19 protein-coding genes are annotated in these 17,945 nt (G+C 62.3%); 12 read left to right on the top strand and 7 right to left on the bottom strand.

Annotated elements, in window-relative coordinates:
* Positions 1–78 precede the first annotated feature (78 nt).
* Together ettA and gdhA are read left to right on the top strand one after the other, a co-directional pair.
* Positions 79–1,746, top strand: a complete 1,668-nt coding sequence (ettA, locus tag CQW31_RS17905; protein WP_054887205.1) for an energy-dependent translational throttle protein EttA — start codon at positions 79–81, stop codon at positions 1,744–1,746.
* 313 nt (positions 1,747–2,059) lie between these two features.
* Complete coding sequence (gene gdhA, locus CQW31_RS17900; protein WP_054887206.1) at positions 2,060–3,400, top strand: NADP-specific glutamate dehydrogenase; 1,341 nt, start codon at positions 2,060–2,062, stop codon at positions 3,398–3,400.
* Between the two features lie 38 nt (positions 3,401–3,438).
* On the opposite strand, the gene CQW31_RS17895 is transcribed toward gdhA, so the two are convergent.
* The 4 genes from CQW31_RS17895 to CQW31_RS17880 form a co-directional block, all read right to left on the bottom strand.
* Complete coding sequence (locus CQW31_RS17895) at positions 3,439–3,930, bottom strand: GreA/GreB family elongation factor (protein WP_054887207.1); 492 nt, start codon at positions 3,928–3,930, stop codon at positions 3,439–3,441.
* A 68-nt stretch (positions 3,931–3,998) separates the two neighbouring features.
* Positions 3,999–4,355, bottom strand: a complete 357-nt coding sequence (locus tag CQW31_RS17890; RefSeq protein ID WP_099815051.1) for a hypothetical protein — start codon at positions 4,353–4,355, stop codon at positions 3,999–4,001.
* A 217-nt stretch (positions 4,356–4,572) separates the two neighbouring features.
* On the bottom strand, positions 4,573–6,426 hold the full coding sequence (locus CQW31_RS17885; RefSeq protein WP_054887209.1) for a DUF4105 domain-containing protein: 1,854 nt from the start codon (positions 6,424–6,426) through the stop codon (positions 4,573–4,575).
* A 75-nt stretch (positions 6,427–6,501) separates the two neighbouring features.
* A complete protein-coding gene (locus tag CQW31_RS17880; RefSeq protein WP_054887210.1) occupies positions 6,502–6,990 on the bottom strand; it encodes a DUF3015 domain-containing protein in 489 nt (162 codons plus the stop codon).
* Between the two features lie 253 nt (positions 6,991–7,243).
* On the opposite strand from CQW31_RS17880, the gene CQW31_RS17870 reads away from it, so the two are divergent.
* The 5 genes from CQW31_RS17870 to CQW31_RS17850 all read left to right on the top strand — a co-directional run bounded on the left by CQW31_RS17870 (position 7,244) and on the right by CQW31_RS17850 (position 12,025).
* Positions 7,244–9,682: a Lon protease family protein gene (locus CQW31_RS17870; protein WP_099815050.1), complete on the top strand. Its 2,439-nt coding sequence runs from the start codon at positions 7,244–7,246 to the stop codon at positions 9,680–9,682.
* Positions 9,683–9,843: 161 nt separating this feature from the next.
* Positions 9,844–10,182, top strand: coding sequence for a hypothetical protein (locus CQW31_RS17865; protein ID WP_054887213.1), 339 nt, complete (start codon positions 9,844–9,846; stop codon positions 10,180–10,182).
* Positions 10,183–10,290: 108 nt separating this feature from the next.
* Entirely contained in the window at positions 10,291–10,779 is a 489-nt protein-coding gene (locus tag CQW31_RS17860; protein ID WP_003247486.1) for a TIGR00645 family protein, read from the top strand.
* 237 nt (positions 10,780–11,016) lie between these two features.
* A complete protein-coding gene (locus tag CQW31_RS17855) occupies positions 11,017–11,322 on the top strand; it encodes a DUF6482 family protein (protein ID WP_099815049.1) in 306 nt (101 codons plus the stop codon).
* Between the two features lie 85 nt (positions 11,323–11,407).
* Entirely contained in the window at positions 11,408–12,025 is a 618-nt protein-coding gene (locus tag CQW31_RS17850; RefSeq protein ID WP_054887596.1) for an FKBP-type peptidyl-prolyl cis-trans isomerase, read from the top strand.
* A 101-nt stretch (positions 12,026–12,126) separates the two neighbouring features.
* Here the strand turns inward: CQW31_RS17850 and CQW31_RS17845 are convergent, their stop codons facing one another.
* The 3 genes from CQW31_RS17845 to CQW31_RS17835 all read right to left on the bottom strand — a co-directional run bounded on the left by CQW31_RS17845 (position 12,127) and on the right by CQW31_RS17835 (position 13,927).
* Complete coding sequence (locus CQW31_RS17845; protein ID WP_054887597.1) at positions 12,127–12,372, bottom strand: hypothetical protein; 246 nt, start codon at positions 12,370–12,372, stop codon at positions 12,127–12,129.
* A gap of 81 nt (positions 12,373–12,453) precedes the next feature.
* Complete coding sequence (locus CQW31_RS17840; RefSeq protein WP_054887598.1) at positions 12,454–12,795, bottom strand: zinc ribbon domain-containing protein YjdM; 342 nt, start codon at positions 12,793–12,795, stop codon at positions 12,454–12,456.
* A 163-nt stretch (positions 12,796–12,958) separates the two neighbouring features.
* On the bottom strand, positions 12,959–13,927 hold the full coding sequence (locus CQW31_RS17835) for a polyprenyl synthetase family protein (protein WP_099815048.1): 969 nt from the start codon (positions 13,925–13,927) through the stop codon (positions 12,959–12,961).
* Between the two features lie 244 nt (positions 13,928–14,171).
* Between CQW31_RS17835 and rplU the strand changes: the two genes are divergently transcribed.
* From rplU to CQW31_RS17810, 5 genes are all read left to right on the top strand, one after another.
* On the top strand, positions 14,172–14,486 hold the full coding sequence (gene rplU, locus CQW31_RS17830) for a 50S ribosomal protein L21 (RefSeq protein ID WP_003247466.1): 315 nt from the start codon (positions 14,172–14,174) through the stop codon (positions 14,484–14,486).
* 38 nt (positions 14,487–14,524) lie between these two features.
* Positions 14,525–14,782, top strand: coding sequence for a 50S ribosomal protein L27 (gene rpmA, locus CQW31_RS17825; RefSeq protein WP_003247464.1), 258 nt, complete (start codon positions 14,525–14,527; stop codon positions 14,780–14,782).
* A gap of 188 nt (positions 14,783–14,970) precedes the next feature.
* Positions 14,971–16,200, top strand: a complete 1,230-nt coding sequence (cgtA, locus tag CQW31_RS17820) for an Obg family GTPase CgtA (RefSeq protein WP_054887600.1) — start codon at positions 14,971–14,973, stop codon at positions 16,198–16,200.
* Positions 16,201–16,285: 85 nt separating this feature from the next.
* Positions 16,286–17,404: a glutamate 5-kinase gene (gene proB / locus CQW31_RS17815; RefSeq protein WP_054887601.1), complete on the top strand. Its 1,119-nt coding sequence runs from the start codon at positions 16,286–16,288 to the stop codon at positions 17,402–17,404.
* Positions 17,401–17,862 (top strand): CreA family protein, encoded by a 462-nt coding sequence (locus tag CQW31_RS17810; protein ID WP_099815047.1) that lies wholly within the window; start codon positions 17,401–17,403, stop codon positions 17,860–17,862. The genes proB and CQW31_RS17810 overlap by 4 nt, the downstream gene beginning before the upstream one ends.
* Positions 17,863–17,945: the final 83 nt, after the last annotated feature.

The following is a 17,945-nucleotide window of genomic DNA, read 5'->3' as shown; positions in this document are numbered from 1 at the left end:
TGAAACCCGTAAACACATCCCCCTGGCCGCAGTGCCGGGGCGATCGTCGATGTCTTTACCTATTTAGAGGGCTTGGTTTTGGCTCAATACGTCTACACCATGCATCGGCTGAGCAAGGTCGTGCCGCCGAAGCGGGAAATTCTCAAGAATATTTCCCTGTCGTTCTTCCCAGGCGCCAAGATCGGCGTGCTCGGCCTGAACGGCGCCGGTAAGTCGACCCTGTTGCGGATCATGGCGGGCGTCGACAAGGAATTCGACGGCGAAGCCCGTCCGATGCCCGACATCAACGTGGGTTACCTGCCGCAGGAGCCGCAACTGGACCCGAACAAGTCCGTGCGCGAAGTGGTCGAGGAAGCGGTCAGTGTGATCAAGGACGCCCAGGCTCGCCTGGACGAGGTCTACGCGGCCTACGCCGAACCTGATGCCGACTTCGACAAGCTGGCTGCCGAACAGGCCAAGCTCGAAGCCATCCTGCAGGCTGCCGACGGCCACAACCTCGAGCGCCAGCTGGACGTCGCCGCCGACGCCCTGCGCCTGCCGGCCTGGGATGCTCGCATCGAGCACCTGTCCGGTGGCGAGAAGCGCCGCGTGGCCCTGTGCCGCCTGCTGCTGTCGGCCCCCGACATGCTGCTGCTCGACGAACCGACCAACCACCTGGATGCCGATTCGGTAGCCTGGCTGGAGCGCTTCCTGCACGACTTCCCGGGCACCGTGGTAGCGATTACCCACGACCGTTACTTCCTCGACAACGTCGCCGGCTGGATCCTCGAACTGGACCGCGGCGCCGGTATCCCGTACGAAGGCAACTACTCGGGCTGGCTGGAAGCCAAGTCGGAGCGTCTGGCGCAGGAATCCAAGCAGCAGAGCGCCCACGAGAAGGCCATGAAAGAGGAACTGGAGTGGGTGCGCAAAGGCGCCAAGGCCCGCCAGTCGAAATCCAAGGCCCGTCTGCAGCGCTTCGAAGAGATGCAGTCGCAGGAATTCCAGAAGCGCAGTGAAACCAACGAGATCTACATCCCGGCCGGTCCGCGCCTGGGCGACAAGGTCATCGAGTTCAAGAACGTCACCAAAGGCTACGGCGACCGGGTGCTGATCGACAACCTGTCGTTCTCGATGCCCAAAGGCGCCATCGTCGGCGTGATCGGCGGTAACGGTGCCGGTAAGTCGACCCTGTTCCGCATGCTGATGGGCAAGGAGCAACCGGACTCGGGCAGCATCGAGATCGGCGAAACCGTGCAGCTGGCCTGCGTGGACCAGAGCCGTGAAGACCTCGACGGTTCCAAGACCGTGTTCCAGCAGATCTCCGACGGTTCCGACCAGATCCGCATCGGCAACTACGAGATCCCGTCGCGTACCTACGTTGGCCGCTTCAACTTCAAGGGTGGTGACCAGCAGAAGTTCGTCAAGGACCTGTCCGGTGGTGAGCGTGGCCGTCTGCACCTGGCGCTGACCCTGAAGGAGGGCGGCAACGTCCTGCTGCTCGACGAACCGTCCAACGACCTCGACGTCGAAACCCTGCGTTCCCTGGAAGAAGCCCTGCTGGACTTCCCGGGCGCCGCCATCGTGATTTCCCACGACCGCTGGTTCCTGGACCGTGTTGCCACTCACATCCTGGCGTACGAAGACGACTCGAACGTGGTGTTCTTCGAGGGTAACTACACCGAGTACGAAGCCGACCGCAAGAAGCGCCTGGGCGATGCTGCTGCCCAGCCGCACCGTGTACGGCACAAGAAGCTGGCCCAGTAAGCCGGTTTCTTGATGCACAGAAATGGGGCCCATCGTGGCCCCATTTTTGTGCCTGCCTGGAAAGTGGTGTTGGCTTCATTCGCGGGCATGCCCGCTCCCACAGGTACAGCGCCGGTCTTGAGGTTTGCGAGGTTCCTGTGGGAGCGGGCGCGCCCGCGAAGCAGGCGGCGCGGAAGGCGATTTTGTATACACTTATATAAAACGCACCAAATAATTTCATAAAAACGACATTTCGCCCTATTCCAGTGCGATTGCTTCTTGGTACATTCCAGAAAAAACCAATAAGTCCAATCCTCTTGGTGAGATGTCTACCATGATCGAATCTGTCGACAATTTCCTCGCACGCCTGCAGCAACGCGACCCGGGCCAACCGGAATTCCACCAGGCCGTCGAAGAAGTGCTGCGTACCTTGTGGCCGTTCCTCGAAGCTAACCCGCACTACCTGCAGTCCGGCATCCTCGAACGCATGGTCGAGCCGGAGCGCGCCGTGCTGTTCCGCGTGTCGTGGGTCGATGACCAGGGCAAGGTGCAGGTCAACCGCGGTTACCGCATCCAGATGAGCAGCGCCATCGGCCCCTACAAGGGCGGCCTGCGCTTCCACCCGTCGGTGAACCTGAGCGTGCTCAAGTTCCTGGCCTTCGAACAGGTGTTCAAGAATTCCCTCACCTCGCTGCCCATGGGCGGCGGCAAGGGCGGTTCGGACTTCGACCCGAAAGGCAAGAGCGATGCCGAAGTCATGCGCTTCTGCCAGGCCTTCATGAGCGAGCTGTACCGCCACATCGGTGCTGATTGCGACGTGCCGGCTGGTGACATTGGCGTGGGCGCCCGCGAGATCGGCTTCATGTTCGGCCAGTACAAGCGCCTGGCCAACCAGTTCACGTCGGTGCTGACCGGCAAGGGCATGACCTACGGCGGCAGCCTGATCCGCCCCGAAGCCACTGGCTACGGCTGCGTGTACTTCGCTGAAGAAATGCTCAAGCGCCAGAACCTGCGCATCGATGGCCGTCGCGTGGCCATTTCCGGTTCCGGCAACGTCGCCCAGTACGCTGCCCGCAAGGTCATGGACCTTGGCGGCAAGGTGATTTCGCTGTCCGACTCCGAAGGCACCCTGTACGCCGAATCTGGCCTGACCGATGCCCAGTGGGACGCGCTGATGACGCTGAAGAACGTCAAGCGCGGCCGCATCAGCGAGCTGGCTGAACAGTTTGGCCTGGAGTTCCGCAAGGGCCAGACCCCGTGGAGCCTGCCGTGTGACATCGCCCTGCCATGCGCCACGCAGAACGAGCTGGACATCGAAGACGCCCGCACCCTGCTGCGCAACGGCTGCATCTGCGTGGCCGAAGGCGCCAACATGCCGACTACCCTGGCGGCGGTCGACCTGTTCATCGAGGCCGGGATCCTGTACGCACCGGGCAAGGCATCCAACGCCGGCGGCGTAGCCGTATCGGGCCTGGAGATGTCGCAGAACGCCATGCGCCTGCTGTGGACGGCGGGTGAAGTGGACAGCAAACTGCACAACATCATGCAGTCGATTCACCATGCCTGCGTGCATTACGGTGAAGAAGCCGACGGCACGGTCAATTATGTGAAGGGCGCCAACATCGCCGGTTTCGTCAAGGTCGCCGATGCCATGCTGGCGCAAGGCGTGGTCTGACTCCAGCTTCCTGGGGGGCGCAGAGCGACCCCCAGGCATCAAGTCTCGATCTCGACCACCTCGATCGTTTGATCGCCCGCCGGTCGCCGCCACAGTATTTCATCCCCAGGCCCGGCCCCAAGCAATGCCCGCCCCAGCGGTGATCCCCAGTTGATCATCCCGCGGGCGGCATCTGCCTCGTCCTCGCCCACCAGTTGCACTACGTGCTCCTGTTCCTGTTCATCGACGAACCGGACCCGGCTGCCAATCTGCACTTTGCTGCGCGAAGTCGCCTCCGGCACTACCTGGGCGCTCTGCGCCCGCGCGCTGAAATAGCGCAAATCCCGCTCGGTATCGGCCAGGCGCTGCTGGTCACCGCGCTCGCCCTGCGCCTGCAACGCGCTGCGCAAGGCATTCAGTTCACGCACGCGTTGTTGCAGCTGGCGCAGGCCATTGGCAGTGACGTAATTGGGTTGGTCGCTGACGCGCCGCTCCACCGGCTGATCGGCCTGGGCAGCGGCTTGGTCTTCGTTGACGAATGCTCGGCTCATGCAATGGCCTCCTTGTGCTGGAGACCAGCATGGCAGGCCGACGGTTTCAATGGATGTCCATTTGCGACTCAGTCGTGGCGGTAGGCACGGGCGGCGCCCCGGTCTTTCTCCTGCTGCCACTGGCGATCACGTTCGTCCCAGAAGCGCTCGTGGTACTGGCGCTGCTCCTCGCTGTCCTGCATCGCCTGGCATTGACGGAACCCATCGTCCCAGCCGGTCTCGTAGTGGCGCTCGTGCAAGTAGCGCGGTACGTCCTTCTTGAAGTCGCCCACCATCAGCCCGGCCGCCTGGCGGCCGCTGCTGCAACCGTCCTGGTAGCCGTCGGCGTAGGCGGGGGGATAACCGTGGTTGACCATCTGATCATGGGTGGTTTCGCAACCCGCCAGCAACAACGCAACGCACAAGCCGAACCAGTACCGCGACATGACCACCTGGACCCTTTGGGATATACCGCAAAGTCTAGGTGGCGATTTGTCGGGGAGGTGTCAAAACAGTGTCAAAGAGTCGGTTGGTTCACATTGCGGTTATCGAGGCTGGTGGCCCTTTCGCTGGCGCGCCCGTTCCCACAGCAACTGCACATGCCCGAAGGGCGTTGGCGTATCCGTGGGAGCGGGCAAGCCCGCGAAAGGCCGCAAAGCGGCCTCAATAGTGATACCACTTCAGCTCCAGCATCACTTCATTCTGCGCCGTCGCCAGGTGGCTGAACTCCCGCGAAGCACTCAACCGCACCCCCAGGTTCTGGCTGATCTCCCACTGCTGGTTCAGGCTCACACTGCGCCGTACCTCGCCATTGGTGAAGTAATCACCCTTGGCCTCCAGTGTCATGTTGCCCAGCCCGTTGCGCCACAGCAGCCCGCCATTGAACCCCGTCGCCGGGGCGACGAACTGGGCGAAGTCGTTGTGGTGCTCGATTCGCAACGTGCCCAGGGCGAAGCCCAGCAAGCCATCGGCCAGCTGCCAGGTACCCCCGGCGCCGCCGTTCACATGGCTCACCAGTACCTCGTCGTCATGCTTGCCCGGCACCCGTTCCAGGCCGCCAGCGACTTGCCAGGACCATGGCTTTAGCAGCTCGTTGCGTGGCGTCAGCGAGCGGATGGTGGCCAGGTCCAGGCGCTGTACCTGCCAGTCGTTGCCTTCGTACTGGCGCACTTTCAGTTGCAGAATTTCGATTTGCGCCCCCAACGGGAAGCCGTAGGCGTTGTCGTTGAGGTCGTGGTAGGCCATGCGCAGGCCGTATTCGGCGTAGGCGCGGTCCTCTCGGGTGCCCGCGCCCAGTTGCCAGGTTCGCGAGTCATGGCCGTCCTCTGGCAGGCCAGGGCGCTCGATCTGCAACGGCGGCGGCGGGTTGCTGTTGATTGCCCGCAGAAGCTCGAAGCTGCGCTTGGCCTGCCCAGGGTCTCGCGCTTGGCCGTTGGCCCGGTAGCGCTCCAGGCGGTAAGCCGCATCCTGCACCAGTGCCTGGCGCTCGCGGGGCAGGGCTTTGAATTCAGGGCTTTGCAACTGCGCGGTATCGGCGCTGACGGCCAGCACCTGGCGCTTCTCGTCATGGTCCAGCGGCTCGGCCCGGGCCAGCAGTTCGCGTTCGCGTGACGGGCGGTAGGTTTCGCTGGCGACCAGGCCGGACTGCTTCACCGCTTTCACCGTGTCCGTCGGGATGGCAGTGAGCGGGAATTGCGAGGTCAGGTCCAGGCTTGGCCGGGCCACCTGCAACAGCTCCAGCAGGCGGTAGGAGCAGTTTTCGTCGAAGAAGAAGTAGTCGAACTGGATCTGCTTCAGCTCCCAGACGTGCTCGACCATGCGCCCGGTTTCTTCGGGCGTCAGGTCCAGCTGGTATTCCCACAGGTCGCGGTTCTCCAGGCTGCGGTATTCGGAGAGCTTTTCCTGGTAGGGCATCAGCGCGAACAGGCCTGGGTAGCCACCCATCAGGCCCTTCCAGGCATACAGGATGCTGTTGTCGCTGCCTTCGATGTAGGCGCCGAAGTTGATTGCGTAGCTCAGCAGCGTGGTGTCGTCGCTGCGGGTGTTGGACTGGTCGATGCGCAGCAAGGTGTGGCCGAACATCGACGACGGGCTGTTGAGGTAGGCCGCCGGGAAAATCAGCGCCGCGCTGTGCGGGTCGATCGACTGGTACCAGGTCTTGAATTCCTGGCAGTCCGGTTGCGGCAGGTCTTTAAGGTCCAGCTGTTCACGCAGCCAACGGGTGCGCGCGGGGAATACGCATTGGGCGTGCTTGTCGCCCAGGCTGGCTGGGGCGTACAGCGCTGCAACCGTGGCCTTGAGCTCCTGGTCCGGGTGGTGCGCGCCGTCCTCGGCGAGGAAGAAGGCATCATCGTCCACATAGCTGCGCCAGCCGCCGAGCTTGGCGGTTTCATAGTGGCCCAGGGCAATCCAGTAAGGGGTGTTGGCCAGTTGCTGGATACGGCCTGAGTCCAGCACGGGCATGGCATGTACGGGGGCGCAGGCACACAGCGCCAGGGATGCGAGGCGTTTGAGCATGTCGGGCAACTACTTCTTAACGATGCCGAAGAAAGGCGAAACCCGCCCCGGAGGCCGGGGCGGGGGTAGCTGCACTCAGGCCTCGGTGGCGTATTTGGCCAGGCGTGGGTCGTTCTTCAGAACGGCCAGGGTATTGCTGTGGACAGTCTCGGCAGTCACGTCGGCGCTGCTGAAGATCTGATTGAAGTGCTGGTGGGTGACCGAGGCGAAGTAGCCACGATCTTCCGGAGCGACGCCCAGGACCACGGCGTAGGTGGTCAGGGCTTCGCCCTGGCCCATGGCCATGTCTTCGGACAGCTCGTTCATCATGCCGTTCATGGCGAACCAGGACTTGCCGCCATAGGTCAGCGAGGCCTTGGTCGAGCAGCCGTTGGTGCCGGAGGTCATGCCGAAGGTGGCGTTGCCGGAGGTACCGTTGGTGGTGGAAGCCAGGAAGTGGGCCGGCGTGCCGCGCTGGCCTTCGAACAGCATGTTGCCCCAGCCGCAGTTCGGGCCACCCGGCGCTTCGGCAAGCGCGTTGAGCGAAACCACGGTGAACAGAGTACCCAGAAGAATCCGTTTCATAGCATTGTTCTCTATTTGTCTTAACCAAGGGTCAGGGTTTCTGGCAACTCGGTTGCCAGGTCGGGAAAGCATTTCACCCACCCGCGCAGCTTGGAGTTTAGGCATGATCTAAAGGTTGCGTTGTTGATTGCGAAAAATTTGCTCGCCGATGACATCATCACCGCTGCGACATAAAGTCCCGAGGAACCTTGCAAGGCGCGCGCGGGCAGCGCCAGAATGCTGCGTATCTGCCCCGCCGAAGTAAGGAAACCCAATGCCCGATCCTGTCGCTGCGCGCCTGCGTCTCGCGCCTGAAGCCCTGACCCGGCGTTTCTCCCCCGAGCAGTTTGCCTTTACCAATACCGACGATCTGGAGCCGTTTCGCGGAGTCCTGGGCCAGGAGCGTGCTGTCGAGGCCCTGCAGTTCGGCGTGGCCATGCCGCGCCCGGGTTACAACGTCTATGTGATGGGCGAGCCGGGCACCGGCCGCTTCTCGTTCGTCAAACGCTACCTCAAGGCCGAGGGCAAGCGTCAGCAGACCCCGTCCGACTGGCTTTACGTCAACCATTTCGATGACACCCGCGAGCCACGCGCCCTGGAGCTGCCTTCCGGCAGCGCTGCCGAGTTCATCAACGACATGGGCGGCTTGATCGACAACTTGCTGGCGACCTTCCCGGCGGTGTTCGAGCACCCGTCGTACCAGCAAAAGAAGGGCGCCATCGACCGCGCCTTCAACCAGCGTTATGACCGTGCACTGGACGTGATCGAGCGCGCCTCGCTGGAAAAGGACGTGGCCCTGTACCGCGATGCCAGCAACGTGGCCTTCACCCCGATGGCCGACGGCAAGGCGCTGGACGAAGCCGAATTCGCCCAGTTGCCCGAAGAGGTTCGCGAGCGATTCCACGAGGACATCGCCCTGCTCGAGGAGCGCCTCAACGAGGAGCTGGCCAGCCTGCCGCAATGGAAGCGTGAGTCGAACAACCAGCTGCGTCAGCTCAACGAAGAAACCATCACCTTGGCCCTGCAGCCGCTGCTGGCGCCGCTGTCGGAAAAGTACGCGGAGAACGCGGCGGTCTGCGCTTACCTGCAGTCCGTGCAGTTGAACCTGCTGCGCACCGTGGTCGAGCAGCTGGTTGAAGACAGCAAGACCGATGCTGCTGCGCGCAAGCTGCTTGAAGAACAGTACGCGCCAAGCCTGGTGGTCGGCCACCACGCTGACGGTGGTGCACCGGTGGTATTCGAGCCGCACCCGACCTACGACAACCTGTTCGGGCGCATCGAATACAGCACCGATCAAGGGGCGCTGTACACCTCTTACCGGCAGCTGCGCCCTGGCGCGCTGCACCGCGCCAACGGCGGCTTCCTGATTCTCGAAGCGGAGAAGATGCTGGGCGAGCCGTTCGTCTGGGACGCCCTCAAGCGCGCCCTGCAGTCGCGCAAGCTGAAGATGGAGTCGCCGTTGGGCGAGCTGGGCCGCGTAGCCACGGTCAGCCTGACGCCGCAGATGATTCCGCTGAACATCAAGCTGGTGATCATCGGTTCGCGCCAGCTGTACTACGCGCTGCAGGACCACGACCCGGACTTCCAGGAGATGTTCCGTGTGCTGGTCGACTTCGACGAAGACATGCCGATGGTCGACGAGAACCTCGAGCAGTTCGCCCAGCTGCTGCGCACCCGCACCAACGAAGAAGGCATGGCACCGCTGACCAGCGATGCGGTGGCGCGCCTGGCTACTTACAGCGCTCGCCTGGCGGAAAACCAGTCGCGCCTGTCGGCACGCATTGGCGACCTGTTCCAGCTGGTCAGCGAGGCGGATTTCATCCGTCAGCTGGCCAGTGACGAAATGACCGACGCCGGGCACATCGAGCGGGCGCTCAAGGCCAAGGCCACCCGTACCGGGCGTGTCTCGCAGCGGGTGCTCGATGACATGCTCGCAGGCATCATCCTGATCGACACGGAAGGCGCGGCGATCGGCAAGTGCAACGGCCTGACCGTGCTCGAAGTCGGCGATTCGGCTTTCGGCATGCCAGCGCGCATTTCCGCCACCGTCTACCCGGGCGGCAGCGGCATCGTCGACATCGAACGTGAGGTCAACCTCGGCCAGCCGATCCACTCCAAGGGCGTAATGATCCTTACGGGCTACCTGGGCAGCCGCTATGCCCAGGAATTCCCCCTGGCGATTTCCGCCAGCATCGCCCTGGAGCAGTCCTACGGCTATGTCGATGGCGACAGCGCCTCGCTGGGTGAGGCTTGCACGCTGATCTCGGCGTTGTCGCGCACGCCGCTCAAGCAGTGCTTCGCCATCACCGGTTCGATCAACCAGTTCGGTGAAGTGCAGGCGGTGGGTGGGGTCAACGAGAAGATCGAAGGCTTCTTCCGCCTCTGCGAGGCACGTGGCCTGACGGGCGAGCAGGGGGTGATCATTCCGCGCGCCAACGTCGCCACGCTGATGCTCGACGAGCGCGTGTTGCAGGCGGTCGAGAACGGCATGTTCCACGTCTATGCAGTCAGCCAGGCTGATGAAGCGTTGAGCCTGCTGGTGGGCGAAGAAGCTGGTGAACTCAACGATAAAGGCGTCTTTACCGAAGGCAGCGTCAACGCCCGGGTGGTCGAACGCTTGCGCGAGATCGCCGAGATGATCAGCGAGGAAGAGATCGAGAAGGCAGAAAAGGAACGGCTGGAAGAGGTGATTGCCCAAGCCAAGCCGGCCTGAGTCAAAAAATCGGCGCTGGCGGCCAAGTGCTACCGTTCAGCGCCGGTTTTCCATCTTTCTATGCCGTTCTTCTATGCTGGAACTTAAGGACGGTATCAGGGTTCAGGATGGAAACAGCCTGGTTTTCAGGCTGAACAGGGCTCATTGGAGGGGACGCGGCCATGCGCAACCTCAGCCTTACTCGCCAGTGCCTGGGCCTGGTGACCCGCATTGAATGCAGCATCCGCCCACTGGCCGGTGACAACGGCATGTGGACGCTGCTGTTTGCCGCCGGCATGGCCGGTGAACAACCCTCGGCAATCAAAGCCCAGGGGCCGTTCCATGGGCCGGTAGTGGCCGAGTCCGTGCTCAGCGCCATCGTCGACAGCTTGACGCTGCATGGGTATCAGGTGGCCGACGATCCACAGATCTGGTGCCTGCACCTGCAGGCTCAGCTGCGCCGGATCAATGGCGAACGCTGCCGCAATCTGGGGGACTACCAGTTCCATCCTGAAACCTGAGCACTCTTTGTCAGCGGTGCGGCATCAGGCCGCAGGCTTTTGCTGTCACAGGTGGCTGGCTATACTCGCGGCCGAATTTCCAGTCACCTGACGAGTCCCAAATTCTCCATGGAACGTATTCTCGAAAACGCGATGTATGCCTCGCGCTGGCTGCTCGCTCCCATCTACTTCGGGCTGTCCCTCGGCCTGCTGGCCCTGGCGCTGAAGTTCTTCCAGGAAGTTGTCCACGTCCTGCCCAACGTCTTTGCCCTCAGTGAAGCCGACCTGATTCTGGTCATCCTGTCGCTGATCGACATGTCGCTGGTTGGCGGCCTGTTGGTAATGGTGATGATTTCCGGCTACGAGAACTTCGTGTCGCAGCTGGACATCGACGAGAGCAAAGAAAAGCTCAACTGGTTGGGCAAGATGGATTCTTCGTCGCTGAAGATGAAAGTAGCCGCCTCGATCGTGGCGATTTCTTCGATCCACCTGCTGCGGGTGTTCATGGATGCGCAGAACATCTCCACCGACTACCTGATGTGGTACGTGATCATCCACATGACCTTCGTGGTCTCGGCGTTCTGCATGGGATACCTGGACAAGCTGACCAAGCACTGACAGCTGTCGCGGTCATTGTGGGAGCGGCCTTGCGTCGCGAAAGGGCCGCAGCGCGGCCCCAGATATCAGCGTTGGTGCATAGATTGCTGGGGCCGCTTTGCGGCCCTTTCGCGACGCAAGGCCGCTCCCACAAAGGATCAAACCAACTGACGAGCGGCGTCAGTAATGCCTTGTGCAATCATTAGATTCGTACAAAAAATGAGCACTCATGCGTGGTTCCCATAGCGAGGTGCTCTCATGAACCTGCATCAGCTCAACACCGAGGCCAGGGCCGGCCATGTCGACGAACTGAACCTCATTGCCATCGAGGGCGGCGACTACCTGATCGAAGCGCGGATCAAAGGCCATCCCCATCCCCTGTCCGATACCCGCGGTGAGCGCTTGCGCGTGCACTCGGTGGAGGATGCGCGCAAGTTGTTGCAGACCATCCCGATGGTGTCGATGAACCTTGTGCACTGGTCGGTGCAGGACGAGATGTGTGGCATGGGCATGCACCCCGAAGAAGATTTGAAGGTGCCGATTTCCCAGCGTTCGGCCTGGTAGCTGCTCGCGGCTGCCCAGTGTGCTAGGCTGCTCGCCCTTTTCATCAAGGGCGCGGCTGCACTGCGCCCTGCAGTGGAGCATGACCATGTCCGAACTCAACCTGTCCACCGACGAAACGCGCGTCAGCTACGGCATTGGCCGTCAACTGGGCGGCCAGCTGCGTGACAACCCGCCGCCAGGCGTGAGCCTGGAAGCCATCCTGGCCGGCCTGACCGATGCTTTCAACGGCGCCGAAAGCCGTGTCAACGAAGCCGACCTGTCGGCCAGCTTCAAGGTCATCCGTGAGCTGATGCAAGCCGAAGCTGCCGCCAAGGCTGAAGCCGCCGCAGCCGCTGGCAAGGCTTTCCTGGTCGAAAACGCCAAGCGTGACGGCATCACCACCCTGGCTTCGGGCCTGCAGTTCGAAGTGCTGACCGCAGGTGAAGGCGCCAAGCCGACCCGCGAAAGCAACGTCCGCACCCATTACCACGGCACCCTGATCGACGGCACTGTGTTCGACAGCTCCTACGATCGTGGCCAGCCTGCCGAATTCCCGGTTGGCGGCGTGATCGCTGGCTGGACCGAAGCCCTGCAGCTGATGAACGCGGGCAGCAAATGGCGCCTGTACGTGCCGAGCGAGCTGGCCTACGGCGCGCAAGGCGTTGGCAGCATCCCGCCGCACAGCGTACTGGTGTTCGACGTCGAGCTGCTCGACGTTCTGTAAGACCTGCTTGAGGCCATTCGCGGGTAAACCCGCTCCCACAGGGCACTGCACAGAGTTCTGTGGGAGCGGGTTCACCCGCGAAGAGGCCGGGCCTGCCAGCCTCAGTTCCAGTCTGTTCCCCCGGGGCGCAACGCCCGCGCATAGCAGAACAGAAACAAATTCCGCACCAATTCCTTGAGCACGATCGGCTCGCTCGAGTTCAGCCCGCTGAAGTCCAGGTCACCCTGGTCGCGCAGCTCGTCCAGTGCTTCTTCTTCGAGCACTGCGCACACCTCACCGGTTTCCCGATGGAGGATGCGCAGATAGGGGTGGGGGCGGTCCAGCCAGGCGTCGATCAGATAAGTCATGGAGATTCTCCTTGGAAAACGGCTCCAATGAGAATAATTCTTATTATCTGAATGGCAAGCGCCAATTGGCAGATTTTGTAATCAGACCTTGCGCACGAATTCCGACTTGAGCTTCATTGCACCGATGCCATCGATCTTGCAGTCGATGTCGTGGTCGCCATCGCACAGGCGGATGTTCTTCACCTTGGTGCCGACCTTGACCACCAGGGACGAGCCCTTGACCTTGAGGTCCTTGATCACGGTAACGGTATCGCCGTCCTGCAGGACGTTGCCGACCGAATCCTTCTTCACTACGTCATCGCTGGCCGCCTCGGCTTCACCGCTGGCCGACCACTCGTGGGCGCACTCAGGGCAGATCAGCTGGCTGCCATCCTCGTAGGTGTATTCGGAGTTGCATTTAGGGCAGGGAGGCAGGGTGCTCACTTCGGTTCCTTAAACAGACAGACGGTTAAAGGCCCATATTGTATAAGGTCTAGCGGCAGAAGTAATTTTGTCCGGACAAATGCATCGCGGGTAAACCCGCCCCCACAGCGTTTGCACAATCTGTGGGAGCGGGTTTACCCGCGAATGAAGGCGACTCGATCTGTCAGTGGGTTCGCGCGACGGCAAACTCACTCAGTTCAACCAGCGCATCCCGGTATTCGCTGGCTGGCAGCACTTCCAGGCACTCGATGGCACGCTTGACGTAGTCCCGTGCCAGTTCGGCGGTGTACTTCAGTGCGCCAGAGGCGTTGACGGCCTCGCGAATCTGCTCCAGATCTTCCAGGCCGCCCTTCTGGATCGCCTTGCGCACCAGTGCCGCCTGCTCCGGCGTCCCTTCGCGCATGGTGTAGATCAGCGGCAGGGTCGGCTTGCCTTCTGCCAGGTCGTCGCCGACGTTCTTGCCCAGGGCTTCGGCATCGCCTTCGTAGTCGAGCAGGTCGTCGACCAGCTGGAAAGCCACGCCCAGGTGGTCACCAAAGGTGCGCAGGGCTTCGCGCTGCGCTTCGCTGGCTTCGGCCAGTGCCGCGGCGCTGTGGGTCGAGGCTTCGAACAGCATGGCGGTCTTGCCGCGGATGACGTCCATGTAGACCTCTTCGGTGGTGCTGGCATCGCGTACCCGCGACAACTGCAGCACTTCGCCCTCGGCGATTACCCGGGTGGCCTTGGAGAGGATCTGCATGACCGGCATCGAGCCCAGTTCGACCATCATCTCGAACGAACGCGAATAGAGGAAATCGCCTACCAGGACGCTCGGCGCGTTGCCCCACAGGGCGTTGGCGGTGGAGCGGCCACGGCGCATGCCGGACATGTCGACCACATCGTCATGCAGCAAGGTGGCGGTGTGCAGGAACTCGATGGTCGCGGCCAGCAGGCGCAGGTCGGCGCCTTCACGGCCCAGGGCCTTGCCGCACAGCAGGACCAGCAGCGGACGCAGGCGCTTGCCACCGGCCGACGTGATATAGTCGCCGATCTTCGATACCAGCGGCACGCGCGAGGTCAGCTGCTTCTTGATGATCTCGTCGACGGCGCTGAAATCTTCAGCCACCGCGCGGTAGAAGGTTTGGGGTTGCATCGGCTGCTCCAGTGAGGTTGCGCGGCATGCTAGGTCGCGGGTCCCGGTGTGTCAAGGCGCGGTGCCCGCTGGCCGGGGGCGGGACTTGCAAGCAAAACCGGGGTTGCGTACAATCGCGCACCCTAACTTCCTGGGCAGCACCTGCCTTACGCAATTGCACAGGGCCGTTCCAGCCCCATGCAGCCATGCCAGCCAATACTCATCATATAAAGCGCTGGGTGAGCAGGATTATCGGAGAAATACCATGTCTTACGCAGTAATCGTTACCGGCGGCAAGCAGTACAAAGTCGCTGAAGGTGAATTCCTCAAGATCGAAAAGCTGGAAGTCGCCACTGGCGAATCCGTGACTTTCGACCGCGTCCTGCTGGTTGCCAACGGTGAAGAAGTCACCATCGGCGCACCAGTCGTCGCCGGCGCTAAAGTGGTTGCCGAAGTCGTTTCGCAAGGCCGTCACGACAAGGTTCGTATCATCAAGTTCCGTCGTCGTAAGCACCACATGAAGCGTATGGGCCACCGCCAGTGGTTCACCGAGATCAAAATCACCGGTATCCAGGCTTAATCGCCTCGGTCCCCTGAATTTATTTGGAGAATTGAACCATGGCTCACAAGAAGGCTGGTGGTAGTACTCGTAACGGTCGCGACTCAGAATCGAAACGCCTTGGCGTGAAGATGTATGGCGGCCAGGTTATCAAACCAGGCAACATCATCGTCCGTCAGCGCGGCACCGAATTCCACGCTGGCTACGGCGTTGGCATGGGCAAGGACCACACCTTGTTCGCCAAGATCGAAGGCGTGATCAAGTTCGAGAAGAAAGGCGAGTTCATGCGCCGTTACGTGAGCATCGTCGCCGCTTAATCGCGACGTCGCTCCAGAAGCCCCGTCACGCGACGGGGCTTTTTCGTTTGTGGTGAGCCTCTTGCAAAGCTGTTTGTATGGGCTGCCGGCGTGGGTTTCTACGGTCGTACGGGGCCGCCGCGCTCATTTTTGCAAGAGCCTCAGGTTTTTCAGTATTCAACTCGCCCGCAGGCGAGAGGCGGTTTTGAATGAAGTTTGTTGACGAAGTATCCATCCGGGTCAAGGCCGGTGACGGCGGTAACGGTTGCATGAGCTTCCGCCGCGAGAAGTTCATCGAGAACGGCGGCCCCAACGGCGGCGACGGTGGTGATGGTGGCTCGGTGTACATGGTTGCCGACGAAAACCTCAACACCCTGGTCGACTACCGCTACACCCGTCACCACGAAGCCCAGCGTGGTTCCAATGGCGGCAGCACCGATTGCACCGGGAAGAAGGGCGAGGACCTGTTCCTGCGTGTGCCAGTCGGCACCACCGTGATCGATGCCTCGACCCAGGAAGTGATCGGTGACCTGGTCACTCCAGGCCAGAAGCTGATGGTCGCCCAGGGCGGCTGGCACGGCCTGGGTAACACCCGCTTCAAGTCCAGTACCAACCGTGCGCCGCGCCAGACCACACCGGGCAAGCCAGGTGAACAGCGCGACCTGAAGATGGAGCTGAAGGTCCTGGCCGACGTCGGTCTGCTCGGCCTGCCGAACGCAGGCAAGAGCACCTTCATTCGCTCGGTTTCGGCCGCCAAGCCTAAGGTCGCCGACTATCCGTTCACGACCCTGGTACCGAACCTGGGCGTGGTCAGCGTCGACCGCTGGAAGAGCTTCGTCATCGCCGACATCCCCGGCCTGATCGAAGGTGCCTCCGACGGTGCCGGCCTGGGTATCCGCTTCCTCAAGCACCTGGCGCGTACCCGCGTGCTGCTGCACCTGGTCGACCTGGCGCCGCTGGACGGCAGCAGTCCGGCCGATGCCGCTGAAGTCATCATCAACGAGCTGACCCGCTTCAGCCCGTCGCTGACCGACCGCGAGCGCTGGCTGGTACTGAACAAGTCCGACATGCTGATGGAAGACGAGCGCGAAGAGCGGGTCAAGGAAGTGATCGAGCGCCTCCAGTGGGAGGGCCCGGTCTATGTGATCTCGGCAATCTCCAAGCAAGGTACCGAGCAGCTCAGTCACGACCTGATGCGCTACATCGAAGACCGCGCCGACCGCCTGGCCAACGACCCGGCCTACGCCGAGGAACTGGCCGAACTGGATCAACGTATCGAAGACGAAGCCCGCGCCCAGCTGCAGGCCCTGGACGACGCCCGTACCCTGCGTCGTACCGGCGTCAAGAGCGTGCACGACATCGGCGACGACGACGATGCCTGGGACGATGATTTCGAGGACGACGAAGACGGCCCGGAAATCATTTACGTGCGCGACTGATCGGTTGCAGTACACTAAACGCCGCTCTCGGGAGCGGCGTTTTTGTATCCACGGTATCTATAGATTCGGCATAGGTTGGAAGAAGATGCGAAGCAAGGTGACGGGCGCCAAGCGCTGGGTCGTGAAGATTGGCAGTGCCCTGCTGACCGCTGATGGCAAGGGTCTCGACCGCGGCGCCATGGCCGTATGGGTCGAGCAGATGGTCGCGCTGCGTGAAGCAGGCGTGGAGTTGGTACTGGTCTCCTCCGGGGCCGTGGCTGCCGGCATGAGCCAGCTGGGCTGGACTTCGCGACCGAGTGCGATGAACGAGTTGCAGGCCGCTGCCTCGATTGGCCAGATGCGCCTGGTGCAGGCCTGGGAAACGAGCTTCGGCGAGCACGGCAAACACACCGCGCAGATCCTCCTGACCCACGACGACCTGTCCGACCGCAAGCGTTACCTGAACGCCCGCAGTACCCTGCGTACCCTGGTTGACCTGGGCGTGGTACCGGTGATCAACGAAAACGACACCGTGGTCACTGACGAGATCCGCTTCGGCGATAACGACACCTTGGCCGCGCTGGTGGCCAACCTGGTGGAAGCCGACCTGCTGGTGATCCTCACCGACCGCGACGGCATGTTCGACGCCGACCCGCGCAACAACCCCGAAGCCCAGCTGATCTACGAAGCCCGTGCCGACGACCCGTCGCTCGACGCCGTGGCCGGTGGTACCGGTGGTGCGCTGGGCCGGGGCGGCATGCAGACCAAGCTGCGTGCCGCACGCCTGGCAGCCCGTTCCGGCGCCCACACGATCATCATCGGTGGCCGCATCGAGCGAGTGCTGGATCGCCTGAAAGCCGGTGAGCGCCTGGGTACGCTGCTGTCGCCCGAGCGCGGCATGCTGGCGGCACGCAAGCAGTGGCTGGCTGGCCACCTGCAGACCCGCGGCACCCTGGTGCTCGACGCAGGTGCCGTGCAGGCGTTGCGCGAGGCGAACAAGAGCCTGCTGCCGGTCGGCGTGAAGACGGTGCAGGGCAGTTTCCGCCGTGGCGAGATGGTGGTCTGCGTAGGCCCGGATGGCGTCGAAGTGGCCCGTGGCCTGGCCAACTACAGCGCGCTGGAGGCACAGAAGATCATCGGCCAGCCGTCCGATCAGATCGAGGCCTTGCTGGGCTACATCGCCGAGCCGGAGCTGGTGCACCGCGACAACCTGGTGCTGGTATGAAGCTGCTCAAGCGGGTAATCGCGATGGCGGTCCTTACCCTGCCGGTGCTGGCCGGGGCCGAGGAGATCGGCCAGGTGTCCACCGTGTTCAAGTTCCTTGGGCCGAATGATCGCATCGTGGTCGAGGCGTTCGATGATCCCAAGGTCGAGGGTGTGACCTGCTACCTGTCGCGGGCCAAGACTGGCGGCGTGAAGGGTGGTTTGGGCTTGGCGGAAGATCGGGCGGAGGCTTCGATTGCCTGCCGTCAGGTAGGGCCGATCAACTTCAAGGGTGAACTGAAAGACGGTGAGGAGGTGTTCAAGGAGCGCACCTCGCTGGTATTCAAGACCATGCAGGTGGTGCGCTTCCTCGACAAGAAGCGCAATACGCTGGTTTATCTGGTGTACAGCGACCGCATGATCGAAGGCAGCCCGCAGAATGCGGTGACGGCGATCCCGATCCTGCCTTGGGCTCATTGATAGCCTGGTAGATCGCCGGGAGGCCTTTGGCCTCCTTTCGCGACACAAGGCCGCTCCCACATTGGCCGGTGTACGCAGGACCT

Origin of the sequence: Pseudomonas sp. 382 (assembly GCF_002759075.1) — a bacterium.
GTDB classification, from domain to species: Bacteria; Pseudomonadota; Gammaproteobacteria; order Pseudomonadales; family Pseudomonadaceae; genus Aquipseudomonas; species Aquipseudomonas vlassakiae.
The sequence above is the reverse complement of the archived record's forward strand: the minus strand, read 5'-3'. Positions and strand labels throughout refer to the sequence as shown.